Here is a 17,822-nt window from a genome sequence, read left to right on the forward strand (position 1 = left end):
TATGTTATTCGTTATCGTACTTAAGCCCTTGTCTGAACTGGTACCGCTCCAGCGCCAGCCCGATCATCCGGTCCAGCAGCGCCTGGTAGGATACGCCGGTCTCGCGCCACAGCAGAGGATACATGCTGAACGGGGTGAAGCCGGGCATTGTATTCACTTCATTAATGAGAATTTTGCCGTCAGACTTCCGCAGGAAGAAATCGGCCCGGGTAATGCCGCTGCCCTCAATGGCCTTGAAAGCCAGCAGTGCCGATTCGCGCAGGCGGTCTGCCACCTCGGGATCGACAGGTGCCGGGATCAGCATCTGCGATTTGCCGTCCGTGTATTTGGCCGCATAATCATAATATTCGCCGGAAGAGACGATTTCACCCGGAACTGAGGCTTCTGGCTCTTCATTGCCAAGTACGGCAACTTCTACCTCACGGGCATCGATGAATTCCTCGATGATGACCTTGGTATCATAACGGAATGCGTAATCAACAGCCTTGATCAGACTTTCTTTGTCGGCTGCTTTGGAGATGCCTACGCTGGAGCCAAGGTTGGCCGGTTTCACGAATACCGGATACCCCAGCTTATCCTCTACACCAACGATCAGCTCATGGCTTTTGCTTTTCCAGTTCGCAGCATTGAAATAACAATATTCACATTGATCAAGCCCTGCCTCACCGAACAGCTTCTTCATGACAACCTTATCCATACCCGCCGATGAAGCCAGCACGCCTGCGCCAATGTACGGAATATTCGCCATTTCGAACAGCCCCTGGATGGTGCCGTCTTCCCCGTTCGTGCCATGCAGCAGCGGGAACATCACATCCACAATGGAATCTCCGCCGCCGAGTCCGCTGAACAACGCGTTCAGGGCCATCCCCATATCACCGGAAGCTCCGGACAGCTTAAGCTGTTCAATTCCGCTGAATGGAGCCTCCAGGGCTGCCCCTACCTTCCACACTCCCTGTTTGGAAATGTAGAACGGAATAATTTCATATTTATCGTAGTCAAAAGCGTTCATAACCGCATAAGCCGTCTGGAGCGATACCTCATGCTCTCCGGATTTGCCGCCGTACACCAGTCCTACGGTCAATTTAGCGTTCCCCATGCCCTAACCTCTTTCTGAATTATAAGTAGTCATTAATATGAAAAAAACGGTAGGCCGTGCGGTCCGTCCAGGCGTAGGAATCCTTGTAATCCCAGAAGCGGTGGCGGCTGCTTACCGTCCGGGCGTTCACCAGCGGCATGCCTCCCGCATCAAAGGCGGTAACAATCGTGCTGTGCTGGTAATGTCCGTTGCCGTCCCAGTCGTATTGGATCACATCGCCTAACATCAGCTGCTCCGGCCGCTCGACAACTTCAGCGCGCAGACCGCTGCTGCGGCTGCCGCTTAAATAACGCTGCAGGCTGTCCGAGACCGCCCAGCTGAAGCTCCACCATTCCTGTGCCCCGTTGTAGCCCTTGTACCACCAGCCCGTTTCTCTTTTACCAGTATAGTTGATAGGTGCTCCCCCTGCAAAGAGACATTGGGAGACATAATTGGTGCAGTCCACCTCGAAAATCTCGAACTCCGGATTGCCGTCCTTCCACCAGCGGTCGGCATACGCCGCCGCCTCTTCGCGGCGGTAGCGGACCTCCCTTGCGCCGCTCACTCCGCGCAGGACCCTGCGGTTCAGCAGCGGCTGGGACGGCCGTGGTGAAGGCAGCACCTCCCCCCACTGCGACAGCCGCAAGGCAGGCTCAGTCTCCACCACTTTGCGCACAGCATTCCGCTCGGGAACACTGCGCTCCACGTTGATTATCTCCCAGTCTCCACCTTTCCGCACAAAGGTCAGCCGCTCGGACTCAATCACATCCTCGCGGTGCGTCATTCCGCCCTTCTCATAATAGAATGCGCTGTGCAGCGCCACATCGGCGACCACCTCGGCGGGATTCTGCCGCACGGTACGCAGCGTCCTGACGCCTGTTTCCCCGCGCAGCGGAGTGATCCCCCGCTGGCTGTACCACTGCGCAATACGGCGGAAGCGTGTACGCTGTTCGTCCAGGAACCGCGGATCCTTGATTGTGGTTTGGCGCGGTTCAATTCCAGGTGCAACCCGCCCCTTGTTCAGCTGATCCACATAGACATAGAGACTTTTCTTCCACTGCTGCTCCATTCATTCTCCGCCCTTTCGTTCAAATATAAGAATTTATAGGCTCAGGCACTATAAATTATCCTTCTATTTCCCGCTGAAACTGTGCCATCCTTTTGAAGGACGGCACAGCCGTTTCCCCTTGCCATTTTGACTGCTGTCCTATGTAGTCCTATGTATATGAAGGATTGCCTGCCGCTATACAGGACGGGAACGATTTAACTCCAATTGAATCCGGGAGACAATCCGCTCCAGGCATGGCTGGAAATAGGCAGAAACGGCTTTGCAGTGTGAAGCATATAAATTTCTGGATGAACAGCATTTCCGCTTCATTTAGCGCAGTTTCAACCTCTTACAAACCTTCCATGAAGAAGGAAAAAAAACTTTACTCCCCTCTTTGCAACCGTTATACTTAAAGTATAAGAAATATGAAATGTAGTTTCACCAGATGAAACGAGGAGGCGCATATATGCCAAGCAAGGACCATTTCTCACTGGCTAAGAACCTGGAATCAGGCGGCAAAACTTATCGCTACTATCATTTGAACTCGCTGGAAGAACAAGGCGCGGGCGACATTTCATCCCTGCCATTCTCCATTAAGGTATTACTTGAAGCTGCTGTCCGCCAGTATGACGGACGGGCAATTACAGAAGAGCATGTGAAGCAGCTGGCCGGCTGGTCCGGCGGCATTGACCGTAATAAAGAAATCCCTTTCATCCCGGCCCGGATTGTACTGCAGGACTTCACCGGCGTACCCGTAGTCGTTGATCTTGCCGCAATGCGCGACACCGTCAAGAAAGCCGGCGGCGACCCTAAGAAGATTAATCCGCTTGTGCCGGTTGACCTGGTTATTGACCACTCGGTTATGGTCGATGCCTTCGGAACTGCCGACGCACTGGAATATAATATGAACGTTGAATTCGAGCGCAACGAGGAACGTTACCGCTTCCTGCGCTGGGCGCAGACTGCCTTTAACAACTTCCGCGCGGTTCCCCCGGCAACCGGGATTGTGCATCAGGTTAACCTGGAGTATCTGGCTTCTGTAGCCACTACCAAGACTATTGACGGCGAAACGGTCGTATACCCGGATTCCCTGGTCGGAACCGACTCCCACACCACAATGATTAACGGCCTTGGCGTGGTCGGCTGGGGTGTAGGCGGGATTGAAGCGGAAGCAGGCATGCTCGGACAGCCGCTTTATTTCGTGACACCGGATGTCGTGGGCTTCAAGCTGACCGGCAGTCTGATGGAAGGCGCCACTGCTACCGACCTGGCTCTGACCGTTACCCAAATGCTGCGCAAGAAAGGCGTAGTCGGCAAATTTGTCGAATTCTACGGTCCTGGCCTGGCTAATATCAGTCTGGCGGACCGCGCGACCGTGGCCAACATGGCGCCTGAATATGGAGCAACGATCGGCTTCTTCCCGGTAGATGACGAGACGCTGGCCTATCTGCGCAGCACCGGACGCCCGGATGAGCTGGTCGAGCTGGTAGGCGATTACTACAAAGCGCAGGGGATGTTCCGCACCGCAAGTACGCCGGACCCTGCGTTCAGCGATATCATCGAGCTGGATCTTGCCTCTGTAGTTCCCAGCCTGGCTGGACCGAAACGCCCGCAGGACCGGGTCGAGCTGACCCATATGAAGGAGAACTTTGAAGGAATCATCCGCACACCTGTCGACAAGGGCGGCTATGGACTCAGTGATGAGAAGATTGCCGAAGTCGTGGAAGTGCAGCACAAGAACGGCAGCACCAGCAAGCTCAGCACAGGAGCCGTTGTAATTGCCGCCATTACCAGCTGTACGAATACCTCCAACCCAAGCGTTATGCTGGGAGCAGGACTGCTCGCCAAGAAGGCTGTGGAACGCGGACTGACCAAACCCGGTTATGTCAAAAGCAGCCTGACGCCCGGATCGCTGGTCGTTACGGAATATCTGCAAAAGGCCGATCTGCTGAAGCCGCTGGAAGCGCTGGGCTTCTATCTGGCCGGATACGGCTGCGCCACCTGTATCGGCAACTCCGGCCCGCTGCCGGATGAAGTCAGCCAGGCCATTACAGAACATGATATGACCGTTGCCGCTGTTATATCCGGCAACCGTAATTTCGAGGGCCGCGTACATGCCCAGGTCAAAGCCAACTATCTGGCTTCACCGCCGCTTGTGGTAGCCTATGCGCTCGCTGGTACCGTTAATATTGACCTGAAGACGGAGCCGCTGGGTTACGATCCGCAGGGCGAGCCTGTCTTCCTGGCCGATATCTGGCCTACTACTGCAGAGATCCGCGAAGCTATAGGACTCTCGCTCAGTCCGGAAATGTTCCGCAGCAAATATGAGAATGTCTTCACGGCTAATGAGCGCTGGAATTCCATTCCGGTACCGGAAGGCGAATTGTATGAATGGGATGATAATTCCACTTACATCCAGAATCCGCCATTCTTCGAGCATCTGGCAGACGGTATCGGCGACATCAAGGATATCCGCAGCTCACGTGTTCTGGCGCTGCTGGCCGATTCCGTCACCACCGACCATATCTCACCAGCCGGGAATATCTCCACCTCCGGTCCGGCCGGAGAATATCTGCGTAACCATGGCGTAGAACGTGCGGACTTCAACTCCTATGGCTCGCGCCGCGGGAACCATGAAGTGATGATGCGCGGTACCTTCGCCAACATCCGGATCCGCAACGCCGTTGCTCCGGGAACAGAAGGCGGGGTAACCACCTTCCTGCCGAGCGACGAAGTGATGTCGATCTATGACGCATCCATGCTGTACCAGTCGGCCGGCCAGAACCTGATCGTCATTGCCGGCAAGGAATACGGCACCGGCAGCTCGCGTGACTGGGCCGCCAAGGGCACGCTGCTGCTGGGAGTCAAAGCCGTCATCGCCGAGAGCTTCGAGCGGATTCACCGCAGCAATCTCGTCGGCATGGGCGTACTGCCGCTGCAGTTCCAGGAAGGCCATGGCTGGAGCAGCATGGGCCTGACCGGACGTGAGACCTTCGACATTACCGGTCTCGACAACTACGTACTTCCCGGTCAGGAGCTGACCGTCACCGCCACACGCGAAGACGGAACCCAGTTCGACTTCCCGGTCATTGCCCGGCTCGACAGCACCGTTGACATCGACTACTACCGCAACGGCGGTATCCTGCAGACGGTGCTCCGCCAGATGCTGGCTGATGCCACAGCTTCGGAAACGGCTCTGCCGGTAGAATAACCTTGTATACACAGGCTTAAATAATCACAAAAGCTGCGCTGGTATCAGATATTGATCTGACACCGGCGCAGCTTTTTATATGCTGATTTGCAGATAGCTTCATTATTTCAATAATGGATTATTTCACGGACAGCAGGCTTGTTGTGATGAAATCCAGCTGTGCCTCCAGGGACACCGGATCATTATACGTGTCTGCATCCGGGTTAAGCTGGAATACATTGCCGGCTTTGACCGCAGGCAGGCCTGACCAAAGCGGATTGTCATATACAATCTTAGGATCTGCAGTATCCCCTGACCAAGGACAAGTGAAGATGATATCACCGGCAAAGTCCGGGAGCTTCTCCAGAGAGATGGAGGCCCAGCCCGTCCCGCTGTCAATCGCCTCTTTCTGGGCTTCTGCCGGAGCCTTCAAGCCGAATTCCCCATACAGAATTTCGCCGCCGCGTCCATAGTTATGACCGAATACAAACAATCCCTTGGCGTATGGATTCAGGATGGATACGGTTCTGTCACCCACGGCAGCTTGTACCTGCGGCTTCAGTTCAGCAATCTTCGCTTCCCACTTATCTACCCAGGCTTTGGCTTCATCATTCTTGTTCGTTAGCTTACCGAAGTCCATCATCTGGTCCTTATAGTTCTTGGAGCCGTATTGAATCTGCACTACAGGAGCGATCTCCTTCAGCTTGTCGATGCCTTCCGTGCCGGTGTATACGATGATCAGATCAGGATCTAAGGCAAGGATGTTCTCCGGTGTTACATCATTGCTGAGCGACTCCACGCCATCGAGCATTCCGGCAAGATATGGATTGCCCATTGCCCCCTCCATGGCGCCTACCGGCTTAACGCCTAATGCCAGGAAATAACCCGTGTAGAACGCAGTGGTATCAACGATTCGCTGCGGATTCTTGGGTACTTGAACTTCTCCTACACTGTCTTGGAAAGTGACCATTTCTACACCAGCGGTTGAATCTGCACTGCCAGCTGTTGCGGCAGGAGCCGCCGTAGAAGACGTCGCAGGAGAAGCTGCGGAGCCATCAGCCGCTGCAGCGGAATTGTTTGCAGAGTTATTAGCGGACTGGCCGCAAGCTGCCAGCAGCAGAGCCAGAGCCAAGGTGAAAACGATAAGCACCAGACTTTTATTAGAATGTCGCAAAATGATCCCCCTATGTATGTGATATTGATAATCATTATCAGTTACAATATAGCACAGCGTTTTCTCCCTGACAACTTCATTTTATTAAAATTTAAAATTGTGCACCTGCCTTCCTGCTGCATATAAACGCAAAAAATCCCCTTTCAGCCGAAAGGGGATGAATATCCATATGGAGCAAAGCAGTTAAACCCGGCGTATGATCAGATCTCGATGCGCTCAGAGTCAAGTATTCTTTTATAGACCAGAGCAATGATCTGTGAACGGTCCGTTACATTCATTTTGGTGAAAATACGGCTTAGATGATTCTTAACGGTATGCTCGCTGATAAATAAGGCACTGGCAATTTCCTTATTCGTCTTGCCCAGAATGATCAATTCAAGCACTTCCTCTTCACGCGGCGAGATTCCCCATTCTTCCTTAGGTGTCTTCAGTGCAGCGCTGTTCAGCAGCTTGACCGCCGAAACCGTTCTCCTCATTGGCTGCGCATCCGAGCGGCTGCGCAGAAACGATTGAAGGGCTGATTGCGGCTCACTGTCAATCCCCCCGGCAATATAATCATCCATACTGTAGCGGGAGGGGTCCAGCCATTCCAGCTCCGGTTCCGCAAGCTTATCTCTATCCGCATGTTTGCCGGTATGATGAAGCACAAGTGCCAGCAGCTGTGCGGGCAAAGAAACCGACGGCTTATCCATCTCGAAATAGAAGGATGCCAATTGATCCACCTGCTTCAGCAGAGCTATCTCTTCCTGATAGAAGCCGTATCCCTGCAGAAAATCAAGTTTGAACGGAGCCAGCAGACAGGCGTTTCTCATCCGTTCTGCTTCCCGTTCCGGCAGACCGGTGTAGCGGGCAAGCTCATGCGCCAATGAAGAGGCTTCCAGCGACAAGCGCTGCAGCTCAGGATTGTTGCTCCCCAGATAATCCCGGGTATGCTGGAGGAACACCCCCGCCTGCTTATTAAGCCTGTTATCCTTCTCAATGAGCCGGATTGACGTGCTGGCCAGACTGGCCAGGCAGCTGGCGAATGTCAGCCATTCCTCTGCTTCACTGCGGCGTCTGAAGCCTACCGCCAGAATTCCTTTGAATACCTTCTCGGCAATCAGCGGACATTCCAGCAGCACCTGCTCCTCGGCATCCTCGTTGATAATAGCGGAGGAGAGAAAGGCTTGCGGCGAATACCGGTCCTCGATCTCCTGGACATACTTGGCAGCCGCCTCCGGGCTCCAGCCCTTGGCATGATGGCTGCCTCCCGCTGCCTCCTCAAAGTACACGAGTACAGATGAAGGATAGAACGGCATCCCCATAATGATATCGAGCAGTTGAATGCCCAGCTCCTGCGATGATGTGGTCTGCGGCAGCAGGCACGCGGCCTCTTTAAGCCTCAGTGTAGCATCATTACGAAGGGTTTCGCGCTGCCGCAGCTTCTCCCCGCGTGAGGATAGCCCAAGCAGAGAAGCAACCATCTGGTCCTGCTGGGCGTGGTCCTGTAACTGGCGGATTTCACCAAAGCCCACAGCCAGCAGCAGCGCTTTTTTGCCGCTGTGAATCTGAACCGGATAACATGACAAATACTCCGGCTGCGTAATTCCGCGCTGGGTGAAGAATAACGATCTCGGATCTTTGGCAACGCCCTGCCAGTGCCGGGGCTCCCTGCCGAGAACAGCTTGTCCCAGAAACCCGTCCCCCTGCTGGAACTCGGCATTCATCAACAGATTCGCTTCTTTGCCGGCGGAATATTTCACCTTATACCTGCCTGCCTCTTCCTCTTTGGCAAAAGCATATAAATCGGCATCCGAGAGCCTTCCTGCCATTTGCTGCAAAACATCCTCAATCTTCAGAAAGTCTGTTTCCAGATTGGAGAGCAGCTGTGAAACCACCATGCCGCTTCTCTGCGCCAGGGGTTTGAGCACACAGCCCGCCAGTAATTTAGACATTATGTTTCCAAGAACGGCCAGTTTGCCCCTGATCTTACCGATATGCTCCCGGCTAAGCTCAGGCATGGCAAGCAGTTCAGTCCGTAACTCATCATAGTGGGGGTGAATCCTCATTTTGGCCTCAAACGCCTGCAGTACAAGTTCACGTGTCCCTTCTTCCATGTATAGACCCGACCACAAATAATAAGTCTGGCCATACTCGGGAACCAGCGGACTGACTACATACTTTAGTCCGGGAACCCATTCTTCCAATACAGCAGGATGCGATAAGGGGCCCAGTCTGAGCAAAGCCGGTTCGAAAGGGCGCTTCGTCTCCTGCAAAGAACTGAACATTTTCTGATAGAATATTCCGTAAAGCGTTGGACGGGTTATTACATTCCCTGCCTGATCCGTAAGCACAATAGCCTGACTCGTGACAGAACCGAACGTATCCTGGAGCTCTTGAATTTCTCCCATCAGTGAATCGGGTATTACAGCTTTCATCCCATCACCTCATGCTCTGGATTACATTTCATATCTTTTAATAGATGTAACTAATATTTTTTAATAATAGTTCATTTTAACTAGATACACAATGGAACTGGCAGGCCTGGTTAGCCTCTATTTACTAAAATTACCCCTTAATCACGGCATATAACGGGCGCCGCCGTTTCAGCCCATCATCAGACCCATTTCAGCCGCAGCCTCACCCAGAATCACTGCATAATCCTCCAGCGTCTCCCGCGAAAGCCGGCTGACCGGACCGGAAAGGGAGAGCGCTGCAACCACTCCCCCGGCACGCCCGGTGATAGGCACCGCCACTGCAGCCGCACCCGGTTCGCGTTCCTCGAAGCTGGTGGCATACCCGCAGCGGGTGATTTCCTTGAGCTGCTCCAGATACTGGCTCCGGTCTACAGCTTCCGGCCATGCCGGGTCGGCCAGCAGCCGGACCTGCACTTCCGGCGGCGCGTAAGCGGCCAGCACCTTGCTCGATGCGCCTACAGAGAGGGGCAGCCTTGCACCGATCTGTGCCACCCGGCGGATCGCCTGCCGGCTCTGCACGGCCTGGATGCGCACGCGCTCCAGATTGTCGCGCAAATAGAGGCTGACCGTCTCTCCCAGACGGTCACGCAGCCGTTCCATCGCCGGCAGCAGCAGTACCGCCGGTTCATTCAGCGTCGGCAAATGCGTAGACAGCTCCCAGATGCGAATCCCCAGCCGGTATTTCTCCGTGCCCTCATCGCGCTGCAGGAAGCCCTTCTCTTCAAGCGTAGTAAGCAACCGGTGCACCGTACTTTTATGCAGGCCAATCTTGGCGGAAATCTCCGTCAGACTGAGGTCATAATCATTATCCTGAGTGAAGCAGAGCAATATATCCAGCGCACGGTCCACGGCGCGTACAGTCAGTTTCCGGTCTTCCACCCTGTTCTCCCCCTCACGTGTTTCACCTCTTGAAACCCGGTTACATTATTCTTCAGATCCATTCTATCTTAGTGCAAAAGTCCGAAAAAAGTCCAGCATATTCACTGTACGGTAAAGACTGGGCCTCAGTTTACAGTTACATTACAAAACTGCTGAATTCATTGACTTTGTAAGGGCATAACCATACGATTAAATATATGAAGTATTTATGCTAATCAAACTTAAGCTTATGCTTCCGAAGCAGTTTTGCTGCAAAGTAGTCTCATAGGAAGCGGATGTTCCACAAAACTTTTAGGAGGGGACCTTATGGATCTGGCAACAAGTCACCCCGGCTCGCCGGTCTCCCGTATGCCTAACGAAGATAAGCCTAATTCCATACCTATTATTTCACTGCGGATGATACGCGTTAAGCATATTGTCGTATCTCTGCTGTTATCTGTGTTCTTCTTCTTTTTATTCTGCTTCATCGCCCTGCACGGCTATATAGCCTGGGTGCTCTCGAATCCTACTGTAGCCCCCCTCTACTCTAACCCTTATCTTGCCAAAGGGCTGGCGTATGAGGAGATCACCTTTCCGGCAAAGGACGGCAGCCGTATTATGCAGGGTTGGTATATTCCTTCAGAGGGAGCCACGAAGACCATTGTCTTCAGCCATGGCTACGGTGCTAACCGCGAGGAAAGCTGGGTTCCCATGTACGACCTGGCCCATTATGCGCACAGCCTGAAATTCAATGTGGTCATGTTTGATTACGGCTTCGCCTCTAAGGTCAATAAGGATATCGCTACCGGCGGCAAAAAAGAATCCCAGCAGCTCCTTGGGGCGATCGAATATGCCAAGGACAAGGGTGCAAACGAAATCGTAGTCTGGGGCTTCTCCATGGGTGCTGGTACCGCGCTGCAGGCGGGTCTCGTAACCAAAGACGTGGATGCAATGATTCTGGACAGCACCTTCCTGCTGGAGCCGGATACACTCTATCACAATATCAAGCAGAATATAGATCTTCCCCGCCAGCCTTCACTGGAGATTATGGAGCTGTTGTTCCCGGTACTGAACGGTACAGGGCTGAATCAGATTCCCTATTCCAAGGTGAAATCCGAGGACTATCCGTTCCCGGTACTCTTCATGCACGGCACTATGGACGAGAAGGCCCCGTATCCGATTGCCGAGGAACTGGCCGCGAACCAGACCAACCCGTACTCCGACTCATGGATTGTGGAGGACAGTCATCATGAGCTGCTGTTCCGCGAGCATCCGCGCGAGTATCTGCGCCGTGTCTCAGCATTTCTCGGCAATGTCCAGCTTGCCCGCATTAGCGGGGACAACGGAAGTCAGGCCAGCAAGTAACCACAAGTAGAAACAGCAGCGCCCCTATACCTTATATTGGATTGAATAAGCATGCGCAGATGTATTTCCTTATACATTCTGCGCATGCTTTTTGGGGTTTGGTCACCATAGTGCCTTAGGCCACAACGAATACCGTTACATAAGCAGACTCTACCGGTCATATAATGAAGCGTTGAAAATTCAGGACGGGAGGACTGCATGCTATGCAATATGTATCCGGTGCGCCGCTGCCAGTGCACATTCTAGGGGAAATTGCCTTCTGGAAAAAACAGGAGAAGGAACATGCCGAGGTTCTTATCCAGCTTACTCCAAACCTCGAGGAGCCTTATGTCAAGCTGCTCCAGGAATGGACGGTTGTCTTCCTGGCTACGGAGCAGGCGGCGTGTCAACTGCTCGGAAGCCAACAGGCTCCGGCCTTCGGCGGTCCGGGAAGCCTTGCCGCCGAAACAGAGCTGCTGCTTCATACAGCCTGCAGCCAATCCAGTGAATTCATCCGCCAGCTGAAGGCTATGGTGGAGGCTAGTCAGGCCATGAGCGCCTCCCCTCTGGCCGGGGTCGTAGTGAAACATTTCATCTGCGAATCGGAGTATTTCCTTGCCGTGCTTACGGCTCTCACCGCCCCGGAGTATGGTGCCGGCGCCGGAATGATGCGGCAGAACCCTCTAGAGCAGGATGAACCGGCTGCTGTGCCTGCGGTCTCTCTAAGTGAAAACCCTCCCCCGGAAACGGCGGCTTGGACGGCTCCTCTGTGGGAAGCCCGTGAATTGGGGCCGGTCCCGATCGGCGGTCATACACTGCCCCCGCTCCCTTATGCTTATAATGCGCTGGAGCCGTACATTGACGAGAAGACGATGATTATTCATCACGACAAACACCACCAGAGCTATGTAGACGGACTCAATAAAGCAGAGATTAAATTGGCCGAAGCCCGGAAGAGCAACGATTATGATCTCGTTAAACACTGGGAGCGGGAGCTTGCCTTTAACGGGGCGGGCCATTATCTGCACACGATCTTCTGGAACGTCATGTCCCCGCAGGGCGGAGGCCGGCCATCCGGAGCACTGCTGGATGCCATTATACGGAGCTTCGGAAGCTACGATGCCTTCAAGGCCCAGTTCACTGAAGCGGCCAATAAAGTAGAGGGCGGCGGATGGGCCATTCTGGTCTGGAGCCCTCGCAGCCACAGGCTGGAGATTCTGACTGCTGAGAAGCATCAGAATCTGTCCCAATGGGATGTTGTTCCGCTGCTGGCGCTGGATGTATGGGAGCATGCCTATTATCTCAAGCATCAGAACAACCGCGCGGATTATATCCAGGACTGGTGGAAAGTCGTGAATTGGCCTTACGTAGCCGAGCGGTACAGCGCCGCCCGCAAGCTGGTCTGGCAGCCTTTTTAAGGCCTTTCCCCAAAAAAGCCCGGGCTTTGCCTTGCACAAGTCAGGGAATATTAGTCCCGCGTACTATTCTTTGATCAGAGCAAGAAACTCAGCCCGGGCAGCAGCATCCTCACGGAAAGTGCCCCGGGTTGCCATGGTTACTGTCTTGCTGCCGGGCTTCTTCACACCCCGGGCACACATGCACAGATGCTCTCCTTCGACAACCACCATGACACCGTGCGGATTCAGCACCTCGGTCATAATGTCGGCGATCTGGGCGGTAATGCGCTCCTGCACCTGCAGACGGCGGCTGACCGCTTCCACGAGCCGGGCCAGCTTGCTCAGTCCGGCAATCCGCCCGCTGGGGACATAGCCAATATGCACTTTGCCGAAGAAAGGAGCCATGTGATGCTCGCACTGGCTGTAGTAGACAATATCCTTCACAATGACAAGCTCTTCATGAGACTCGTCGAAAGTTACGCCCAGCGCCTCGCGCGGATCAATCGAATAACCGCCAAATATCTCTTCATACATCCGCGTGACTCTAGCCGGTGTTTCCAGCAGGCCTTCGCGGCTGGTATCTTCACCAATCAGTTCTAATATTTTCTCAACATGATACTCGATTTGCTCACGGTTTACAGAAACCTTCCCGTTCATGTACTCCTTGATGCTCCCCATGAAATCTCCCCCTTCCGCACCCGCAGCTGATTCTTATCTATTTCCCTATCCTGATTATTTCTTCTTGCGGGCCTGTCCTTTGGCTGCCGCAGGCGCACGCCCCGGCTGATTGCCGTTCTTCATCATCTGCTGGGCACGCTGCATCTGCTTTCCGTTCAGGTTATATCCCATCTGCTTAGCAACCTTCTGCAGCATTTCAGGATCATTCTGCATCGTTGTCATTTGTCTGCGCAGATAATACACACCGATAAAGAATCCGCCGATCAGACCTACAACAAGCATAATAATAGGCAATGCAATATTCATCTGTAATCCACCTTTGTACTCTATTGTCTGGCAATGCCCTTGATAAGGCACGCGAATCTATCATAGCATTTCAACAACTGGACAGCAATTGGCAAATCCCGTGATTCAGAAGAGATAGGTGCCGCTTAAGCCAGGCCCTGCCTGCTCCGCTTCCAACTGCAGAAGGCGGCTCTTGATTCCCAGACCTCCGGCATAACCGACAAGTGAGCCTCCGGCACCTATAATCCGGTGGCAGGGTACAATGACCGGAACCGGGTTGCGGTTATTGGCCCCGCCCACAGCACGTACAGCCTGCGGATTGCCGATCATGACCGCTATATCCTTATAAGAGGCGGACTCCCCGTAAGGCACGCTGAGCAGAGCTTCCCATACCTGGCGCTGAAAATCCGTTCCGCGCATATCCAGCGGCACACTGAAGCTCTGCAGCTCCCCTGAGAAATACGCTGCAAGCTGCCGCTCGGCCTCGGACAAGCTCCCGGCATCCGCATAAATCTGTGCTGCGGGACCCAGCTGCGTCTTCACCCAGCCTGCAATAGTGTCAGAGTTCGCATCATAGGTGCCGAACTTGATCATGCATAGTCCGGAAGCTGTCGCGCATAGCGTCAACGGGCCAATGATTGAATTGATCTCCTTATAATAGAGCGAAGCTTCCGCATTCCCGCTGCTCTTCAGCCGGTGATTCATTCTTCCTCCGCCTCCCTCTGCTCCAGCAGCTTGTCCTGTGCCCGGCTTAGCATCCCGCGCACAGTCACATCCTCTTCCTTCAACATTGCCTGTTCCACGGCTGTGAGAGCATCTCGGCCGCCAATGCGCCCCAGCGCCCAGGCAGCAGTCCCGCGCATCTCCGGCCGCGGCTCCCGCAGCAGAATCTCGGTCAGCTTCGGCACGGCAGAAGCTTCCTTGAAATTGCCAAGCGCGATAACCGCATTGCGCTGGATAGGCTTTTTGCCCCGCCATGCAGCCGAGCTGCTGCCGAATTTCTCCTTGAACTCACGGTTGCTGAGATCCAGGATCGGCATCAGCAGCGGCTTCACGATCTCCGGATCAGGAAGCAGCTGCGGGCGGTGATCCCAGTTCTTGCCGCGGTTATGGGGACAGACAATCTGGCAGGTATCGCAGCCGTACAGCCGGTTCCCGATCTTGGTCATGTAGTCCTCACTGAGGAACCCCTTGGTCTGTGTCAGGTAGGAAATGCAGGCCTGGGCATTGAGTTGTCCCGGGCCGACCAGCGCGCCGGTAGGGCAGGCGTCGATGCATTTCGTACAATCCCCGCAGCCTTCCTGCACCGGCTGATCCGGAGGCAGCGGTATATTCGTCACCATTTCCCCGAGATAGATCCACGATCCCCATTTTGGGGAGATAATCGCACAGTTTTTGCCGCTGAACCCGATGCCCGCCCGCTCTGCAACCGCCCGGTCAACAAGAGCGCCCGTATCCACCATACTCTCCAGTACGGCATCCGGAACACGTTCGCGGATGAAGTCCTCCAGCTTCGCCAGTGCTTCACGGAGTACATGATGATAGTCCTGCCCCCACGATGCTCTGGCCAGTATACCTCTGCGTGCTCCGGGCTCGGACTTGCGCGGGTCCTCCATTTTGGAGGGATAGGCTACAGCAATTGCAATAATAGAGAGCGGCTGCTCTCCCGACTGCAGCGCCGGAACCGTCCGCTTGTCCAGATCCGGCTCCTCGAAGCCCGAGTCGTACCCGTTGTCCCTATGTTCCTGAAGAATATTTTTTAAATATAAAAACGGCTCTGCGGTGGTGAACCCGATATCGTCAATACCGAGCGCCGGCGCAGCAGCCTTGATTGCAGCCTTGAGATCCTCCCACTTGGAAGGCGGCGGAGCATAAGGTGACTGGAAGTTAGAATTCATTTCCGCCTCTCCTTTATTATTATGTCTATACAAATCCCTTACAGGACTCTTATCTTAGCTACAGGCCACCAGATCAGTGATGCCTTCCCCACGATACTCTCCTGTGCAACGGCACCGAAATAACGGCTGTCCTTGCTGGCCCCGGCATGGCGGTTATCCCCCATTACGAAGTAGGTGCCGTCCTCCACAGTCAGCTGACTGAAATCCGGATCTTGAATGGCCGTATCGATATAAGGCTCATCCACTACTTTACCATTAACATAAAGCTGCTGGTCCTGAACTTCCACGATATCACCGGGGATACCAATAATCCGCTTAACCAGGTACTCCTTACGGTCCGGCCCTGTGCTGGGGTCATGCAGAACAACAATATCGCCCCGGCCCGGATTCCCGAAGCTCAGTGCAATCTTATTAATAATCAGCTTCTCCCCTTCATAGAGGGTCGGCTGCATGGATTGGCCAATCACAGTAGACACATTGAACACAAAAATATTAAGCAGTGACATGATCGCGAATACAATCCCCGCAGTGATGATCCACTCCCGCATATCCTTAAGCCAAATTCTTCTCGATTCCCGCTTGGATTTGTTATGGGTAACGGATCTGTATCGTTGTTTGCGGCTCCGCATGAATTCTTCTTCAAGCTCCCGGTTCATAGGCCACCTACTTGCTTCGATTGGGTTTATAAGTCCATAACAATAGAAAAGCATATCTTCCGCCCATTTGCAATGCAATGGACACTGGGAAGATATGCTTTAGTATAATGAAACAGACTATGCAGGTGTGACCTTATTCTAAAGTACAGGCTGCATTAGTTCTCTACTCTACCAATTGTTTCCGCTTACAGCACCGTTTCAAAAAATAATTACCCGACAATGCTCAGCTTGCGTACAGATTTGAAGATCTGGTCCTCACCATAACCCATGGCCTCATACAGCGGCAGTGCGAAGGAATTGTGCTCATCAACGGCTACATATATACCGCTGACCTTGCGTGCCTGGAATCTGTGTTCCATCGCCGATACGAGACTCTTGCCGACTCCTCTGCGGCGGTATTCAGGATGGACGGCAATGCGGAAATAACAGCCGTGGTTCTTCTCAATCGTACCAATCAGTGCGCCGATGATTTCTCCTTCATCCTCTGCAACTACAATGAGATCTGAATCCCATGAAAGCTGCCTGGAGAAGGGCTCGATCGTGCTCTCGAAACATTCTTCCGATAATGCGGTCTGCAGCAATTCAGTCACTGGAGTAACGTCGCTTAATTGAAAGGAACGAACGTGCATACTTAAAAGTCTCCCTTTTCTATGGCTTAGAATTTTACAAAAAGAAGGAGTTTCCATAACAGTGTAAAGAGGAAAAAAGCATCAAAAACCGAGGAATACCTGCTTTTAAATCTATTAAAGCACACTTTTCTCGCGATATCATCAATTTTCTTTTGAAAGCGCTTGATATGAAGCGTTTTCATTGAATATAGTTTCATTTTTTCTTGATAAAGGAAATTATCGCAGTGTAAACACTCTCTCTTAAGGAGTTTTATAACTTTAACACACCCTTAACATTTGTAGTGAGCTATGGATGAAAAAATACTTTCTAAACACTAATGTTTGTTTAATGTTGCATTATTGTTCCAGATACGGTTTAATAATAAGTATCTCAACGGATATATAACCTATAAGCCACATCGGAAATAAGGGGTTTTGACGTCAAGACCGCCAAAATTCTTTATCTATACAAATTCTAATATACTCAGGAGGGATTTTTCCATGGCATTTCAATTACCGGCACTTCCTTATCCAAACAACGCTCTTGAACCACACATCGACGCTTTGACGATGGAGATTCATCACGACAGGCACCATAACACTTATGTGACGAACCTGAACGCCGCACTGGAAAAAGCACCTGAACTGCAAGACAAGAGCATTGATGAGCTGCTGACTGACCTGAACGCTGTACCTGAAGCTATCCGCACTGCTGTGCGCAACAACGGCGGCGGACATGCCAACCACACCTTGTTCTGGGAAGTTATCGGACCGAACGGCGGAGGCGCACCCACTGGCGCTCTGGCTGCTGCAATTGACAGCGAACTGGGCGGATTCGATAAATTCAAGGAAGACTTCGCTACTGCAGCTACTACACGCTTCGGCAGCGGCTGGGCCTGGCTCGTCGTGAAAGACGGCAAGCTTGCTGTGACCAGCACTCCTAACCAGGACAACCCGGTCAGCGAAGGCGCAACTCCAATCCTCGGCCTCGATGTATGGGAGCATGCTTACTACCTGAACTACCAGAACAAACGTCCTGACTACATCAAGGCGTTCTGGAACGTAGTGAACTGGGAAGAAGTCGGCAAACGTTACGAAAGCGCAAAATAAAGAACTGCGGCGTGTAAGCCGCAGCATCACGGTATAAGAAAAACC

The 17,822-nt window shown here is 53.1% G+C and carries 13 protein-coding genes and 1 pseudogene; 4 read left to right on the forward strand and 10 right to left on the reverse strand.

Annotated elements, in window-relative coordinates; translation table 11 throughout:
• Positions 1–4: 4 nt before the first annotated feature.
• On the reverse strand, positions 5–1,096 hold the full coding sequence (locus QW71_RS30890; protein ID WP_039308649.1) for a D-alanine--D-alanine ligase: 1,092 nt from the start codon (positions 1,094–1,096) through the stop codon (positions 5–7).
• A 19-nt stretch (positions 1,097–1,115) separates the two neighbouring features.
• The gene (locus tag QW71_RS30895) at positions 1,116–2,144 is read right to left on the reverse strand and encodes an amidase domain-containing protein (RefSeq protein WP_039308652.1); all 1,029 of its coding nucleotides are present in this window, start codon (positions 2,142–2,144) and stop codon (positions 1,116–1,118) included.
• Between the two features lie 445 nt (positions 2,145–2,589).
• On the opposite strand from QW71_RS30895, the gene acnA reads away from it, so the two are divergent.
• Positions 2,590–5,334 (forward strand): aconitate hydratase AcnA, encoded by a 2,745-nt coding sequence (gene acnA, locus QW71_RS30900; protein WP_039308653.1) that lies wholly within the window; start codon positions 2,590–2,592, stop codon positions 5,332–5,334.
• Between the two features lie 118 nt (positions 5,335–5,452).
• Here the strand turns inward: acnA and QW71_RS30905 are convergent, their stop codons facing one another.
• The 3 genes from QW71_RS30905 to QW71_RS30915 form a co-directional block, all read right to left on the reverse strand.
• Positions 5,453–6,487 carry an ABC transporter substrate-binding protein gene (locus tag QW71_RS30905; RefSeq protein ID WP_039308655.1) on the reverse strand — a complete coding sequence of 345 codons (1,035 nt, stop codon included), beginning with the start codon at positions 6,485–6,487 and terminating at the stop codon, positions 5,453–5,455.
• A 200-nt stretch (positions 6,488–6,687) separates the two neighbouring features.
• Positions 6,688–8,904, reverse strand: a complete 2,217-nt coding sequence (locus tag QW71_RS42070) for a LuxR C-terminal-related transcriptional regulator (RefSeq protein WP_052770465.1) — start codon at positions 8,902–8,904, stop codon at positions 6,688–6,690.
• Positions 8,905–9,072: 168 nt separating this feature from the next.
• Entirely contained in the window at positions 9,073–9,822 is a 750-nt protein-coding gene (locus QW71_RS30915; RefSeq protein ID WP_039308656.1) for an IclR family transcriptional regulator, read from the reverse strand.
• Between the two features lie 348 nt (positions 9,823–10,170).
• Between QW71_RS30915 and QW71_RS30920 the strand changes: the two genes are divergently transcribed.
• On the forward strand, positions 10,171–11,166 hold the full coding sequence (locus tag QW71_RS30920) for an alpha/beta hydrolase (protein WP_039308687.1): 996 nt from the start codon (positions 10,171–10,173) through the stop codon (positions 11,164–11,166).
• Between the two features lie 203 nt (positions 11,167–11,369).
• Positions 11,370–12,563, forward strand: coding sequence for a Fe-Mn family superoxide dismutase (locus QW71_RS30925; protein WP_039308659.1), 1,194 nt, complete (start codon positions 11,370–11,372; stop codon positions 12,561–12,563).
• 63 nt (positions 12,564–12,626) lie between these two features.
• Here the strand turns inward: QW71_RS30925 and folE are convergent, their stop codons facing one another.
• From folE to QW71_RS30955, 5 genes and pseudogenes are all read right to left on the reverse strand, one after another.
• Positions 12,627–13,220: a GTP cyclohydrolase I FolE gene (folE, locus tag QW71_RS30930; protein WP_039308661.1), complete on the reverse strand. Its 594-nt coding sequence runs from the start codon at positions 13,218–13,220 to the stop codon at positions 12,627–12,629.
• Between the two features lie 54 nt (positions 13,221–13,274).
• Positions 13,275–13,526, reverse strand: a complete 252-nt coding sequence (locus QW71_RS30935) for a YneF family protein (RefSeq protein WP_039308663.1) — start codon at positions 13,524–13,526, stop codon at positions 13,275–13,277.
• 105 nt (positions 13,527–13,631) lie between these two features.
• Positions 13,632–15,403, reverse strand: a pseudogene (gene queG / locus QW71_RS30945) (tRNA epoxyqueuosine(34) reductase QueG).
• Between the two features lie 38 nt (positions 15,404–15,441).
• The gene (gene lepB, locus QW71_RS30950) at positions 15,442–16,059 is read right to left on the reverse strand and encodes a signal peptidase I (RefSeq protein ID WP_039308668.1); all 618 of its coding nucleotides are present in this window, start codon (positions 16,057–16,059) and stop codon (positions 15,442–15,444) included.
• A 209-nt stretch (positions 16,060–16,268) separates the two neighbouring features.
• On the reverse strand, positions 16,269–16,688 hold the full coding sequence (locus QW71_RS30955; protein WP_039308670.1) for a GNAT family N-acetyltransferase: 420 nt from the start codon (positions 16,686–16,688) through the stop codon (positions 16,269–16,271).
• A 480-nt stretch (positions 16,689–17,168) separates the two neighbouring features.
• Here QW71_RS30955 and QW71_RS30960 point away from each other — a divergent pair, with 480 nt between their 5' ends.
• Positions 17,169–17,777, forward strand: coding sequence for a superoxide dismutase (locus QW71_RS30960; protein WP_039308673.1), 609 nt, complete (start codon positions 17,169–17,171; stop codon positions 17,775–17,777).
• Positions 17,778–17,822: the final 45 nt, after the last annotated feature.

The organism is Paenibacillus sp. IHB B 3415 (assembly GCF_000802655.2).
Classification (GTDB): domain Bacteria; phylum Bacillota; class Bacilli; order Paenibacillales; family Paenibacillaceae; genus Paenibacillus_AQ; species Paenibacillus_AQ phytohabitans.

Coding starts and splice junctions, on each gene's coding strand:
- QW71_RS30890 (WP_039308649.1), bottom strand. CDS start 1,096: ATGGGGAACGCTAAATTGACCGTAGGACTGGTGTACGGCGGCAAATCC.
- QW71_RS30895 (WP_039308652.1), bottom strand. CDS start 2,144: ATGGAGCAGCAGTGGAAGAAAAGTCTCTATGTCTATGTGGATCAGCTG.
- acnA (WP_039308653.1), top strand. CDS start 2,590: ATGCCAAGCAAGGACCATTTCTCACTGGCTAAGAACCTGGAATCAGGC.
- QW71_RS42070 (WP_052770465.1), bottom strand. CDS start 8,904: ATGAAAGCTGTAATACCCGATTCACTGATGGGAGAAATTCAAGAGCTC.
- QW71_RS30920 (WP_039308687.1), top strand. CDS start 10,171: ATGCCTAACGAAGATAAGCCTAATTCCATACCTATTATTTCACTGCGG.
- QW71_RS30925 (WP_039308659.1), top strand. CDS start 11,370: ATGCAATATGTATCCGGTGCGCCGCTGCCAGTGCACATTCTAGGGGAA.
- folE (WP_039308661.1), bottom strand. CDS start 13,220: ATGGGGAGCATCAAGGAGTACATGAACGGGAAGGTTTCTGTAAACCGT.
- QW71_RS30935 (WP_039308663.1), bottom strand. CDS start 13,526: ATGAATATTGCATTGCCTATTATTATGCTTGTTGTAGGTCTGATCGGC.
- lepB (WP_039308668.1), bottom strand. CDS start 16,059: ATGAACCGGGAGCTTGAAGAAGAATTCATGCGGAGCCGCAAACAACGA.
- QW71_RS30955 (WP_039308670.1), bottom strand. CDS start 16,688: ATGCACGTTCGTTCCTTTCAATTAAGCGACGTTACTCCAGTGACTGAA.
- QW71_RS30960 (WP_039308673.1), top strand. CDS start 17,169: ATGGCATTTCAATTACCGGCACTTCCTTATCCAAACAACGCTCTTGAA.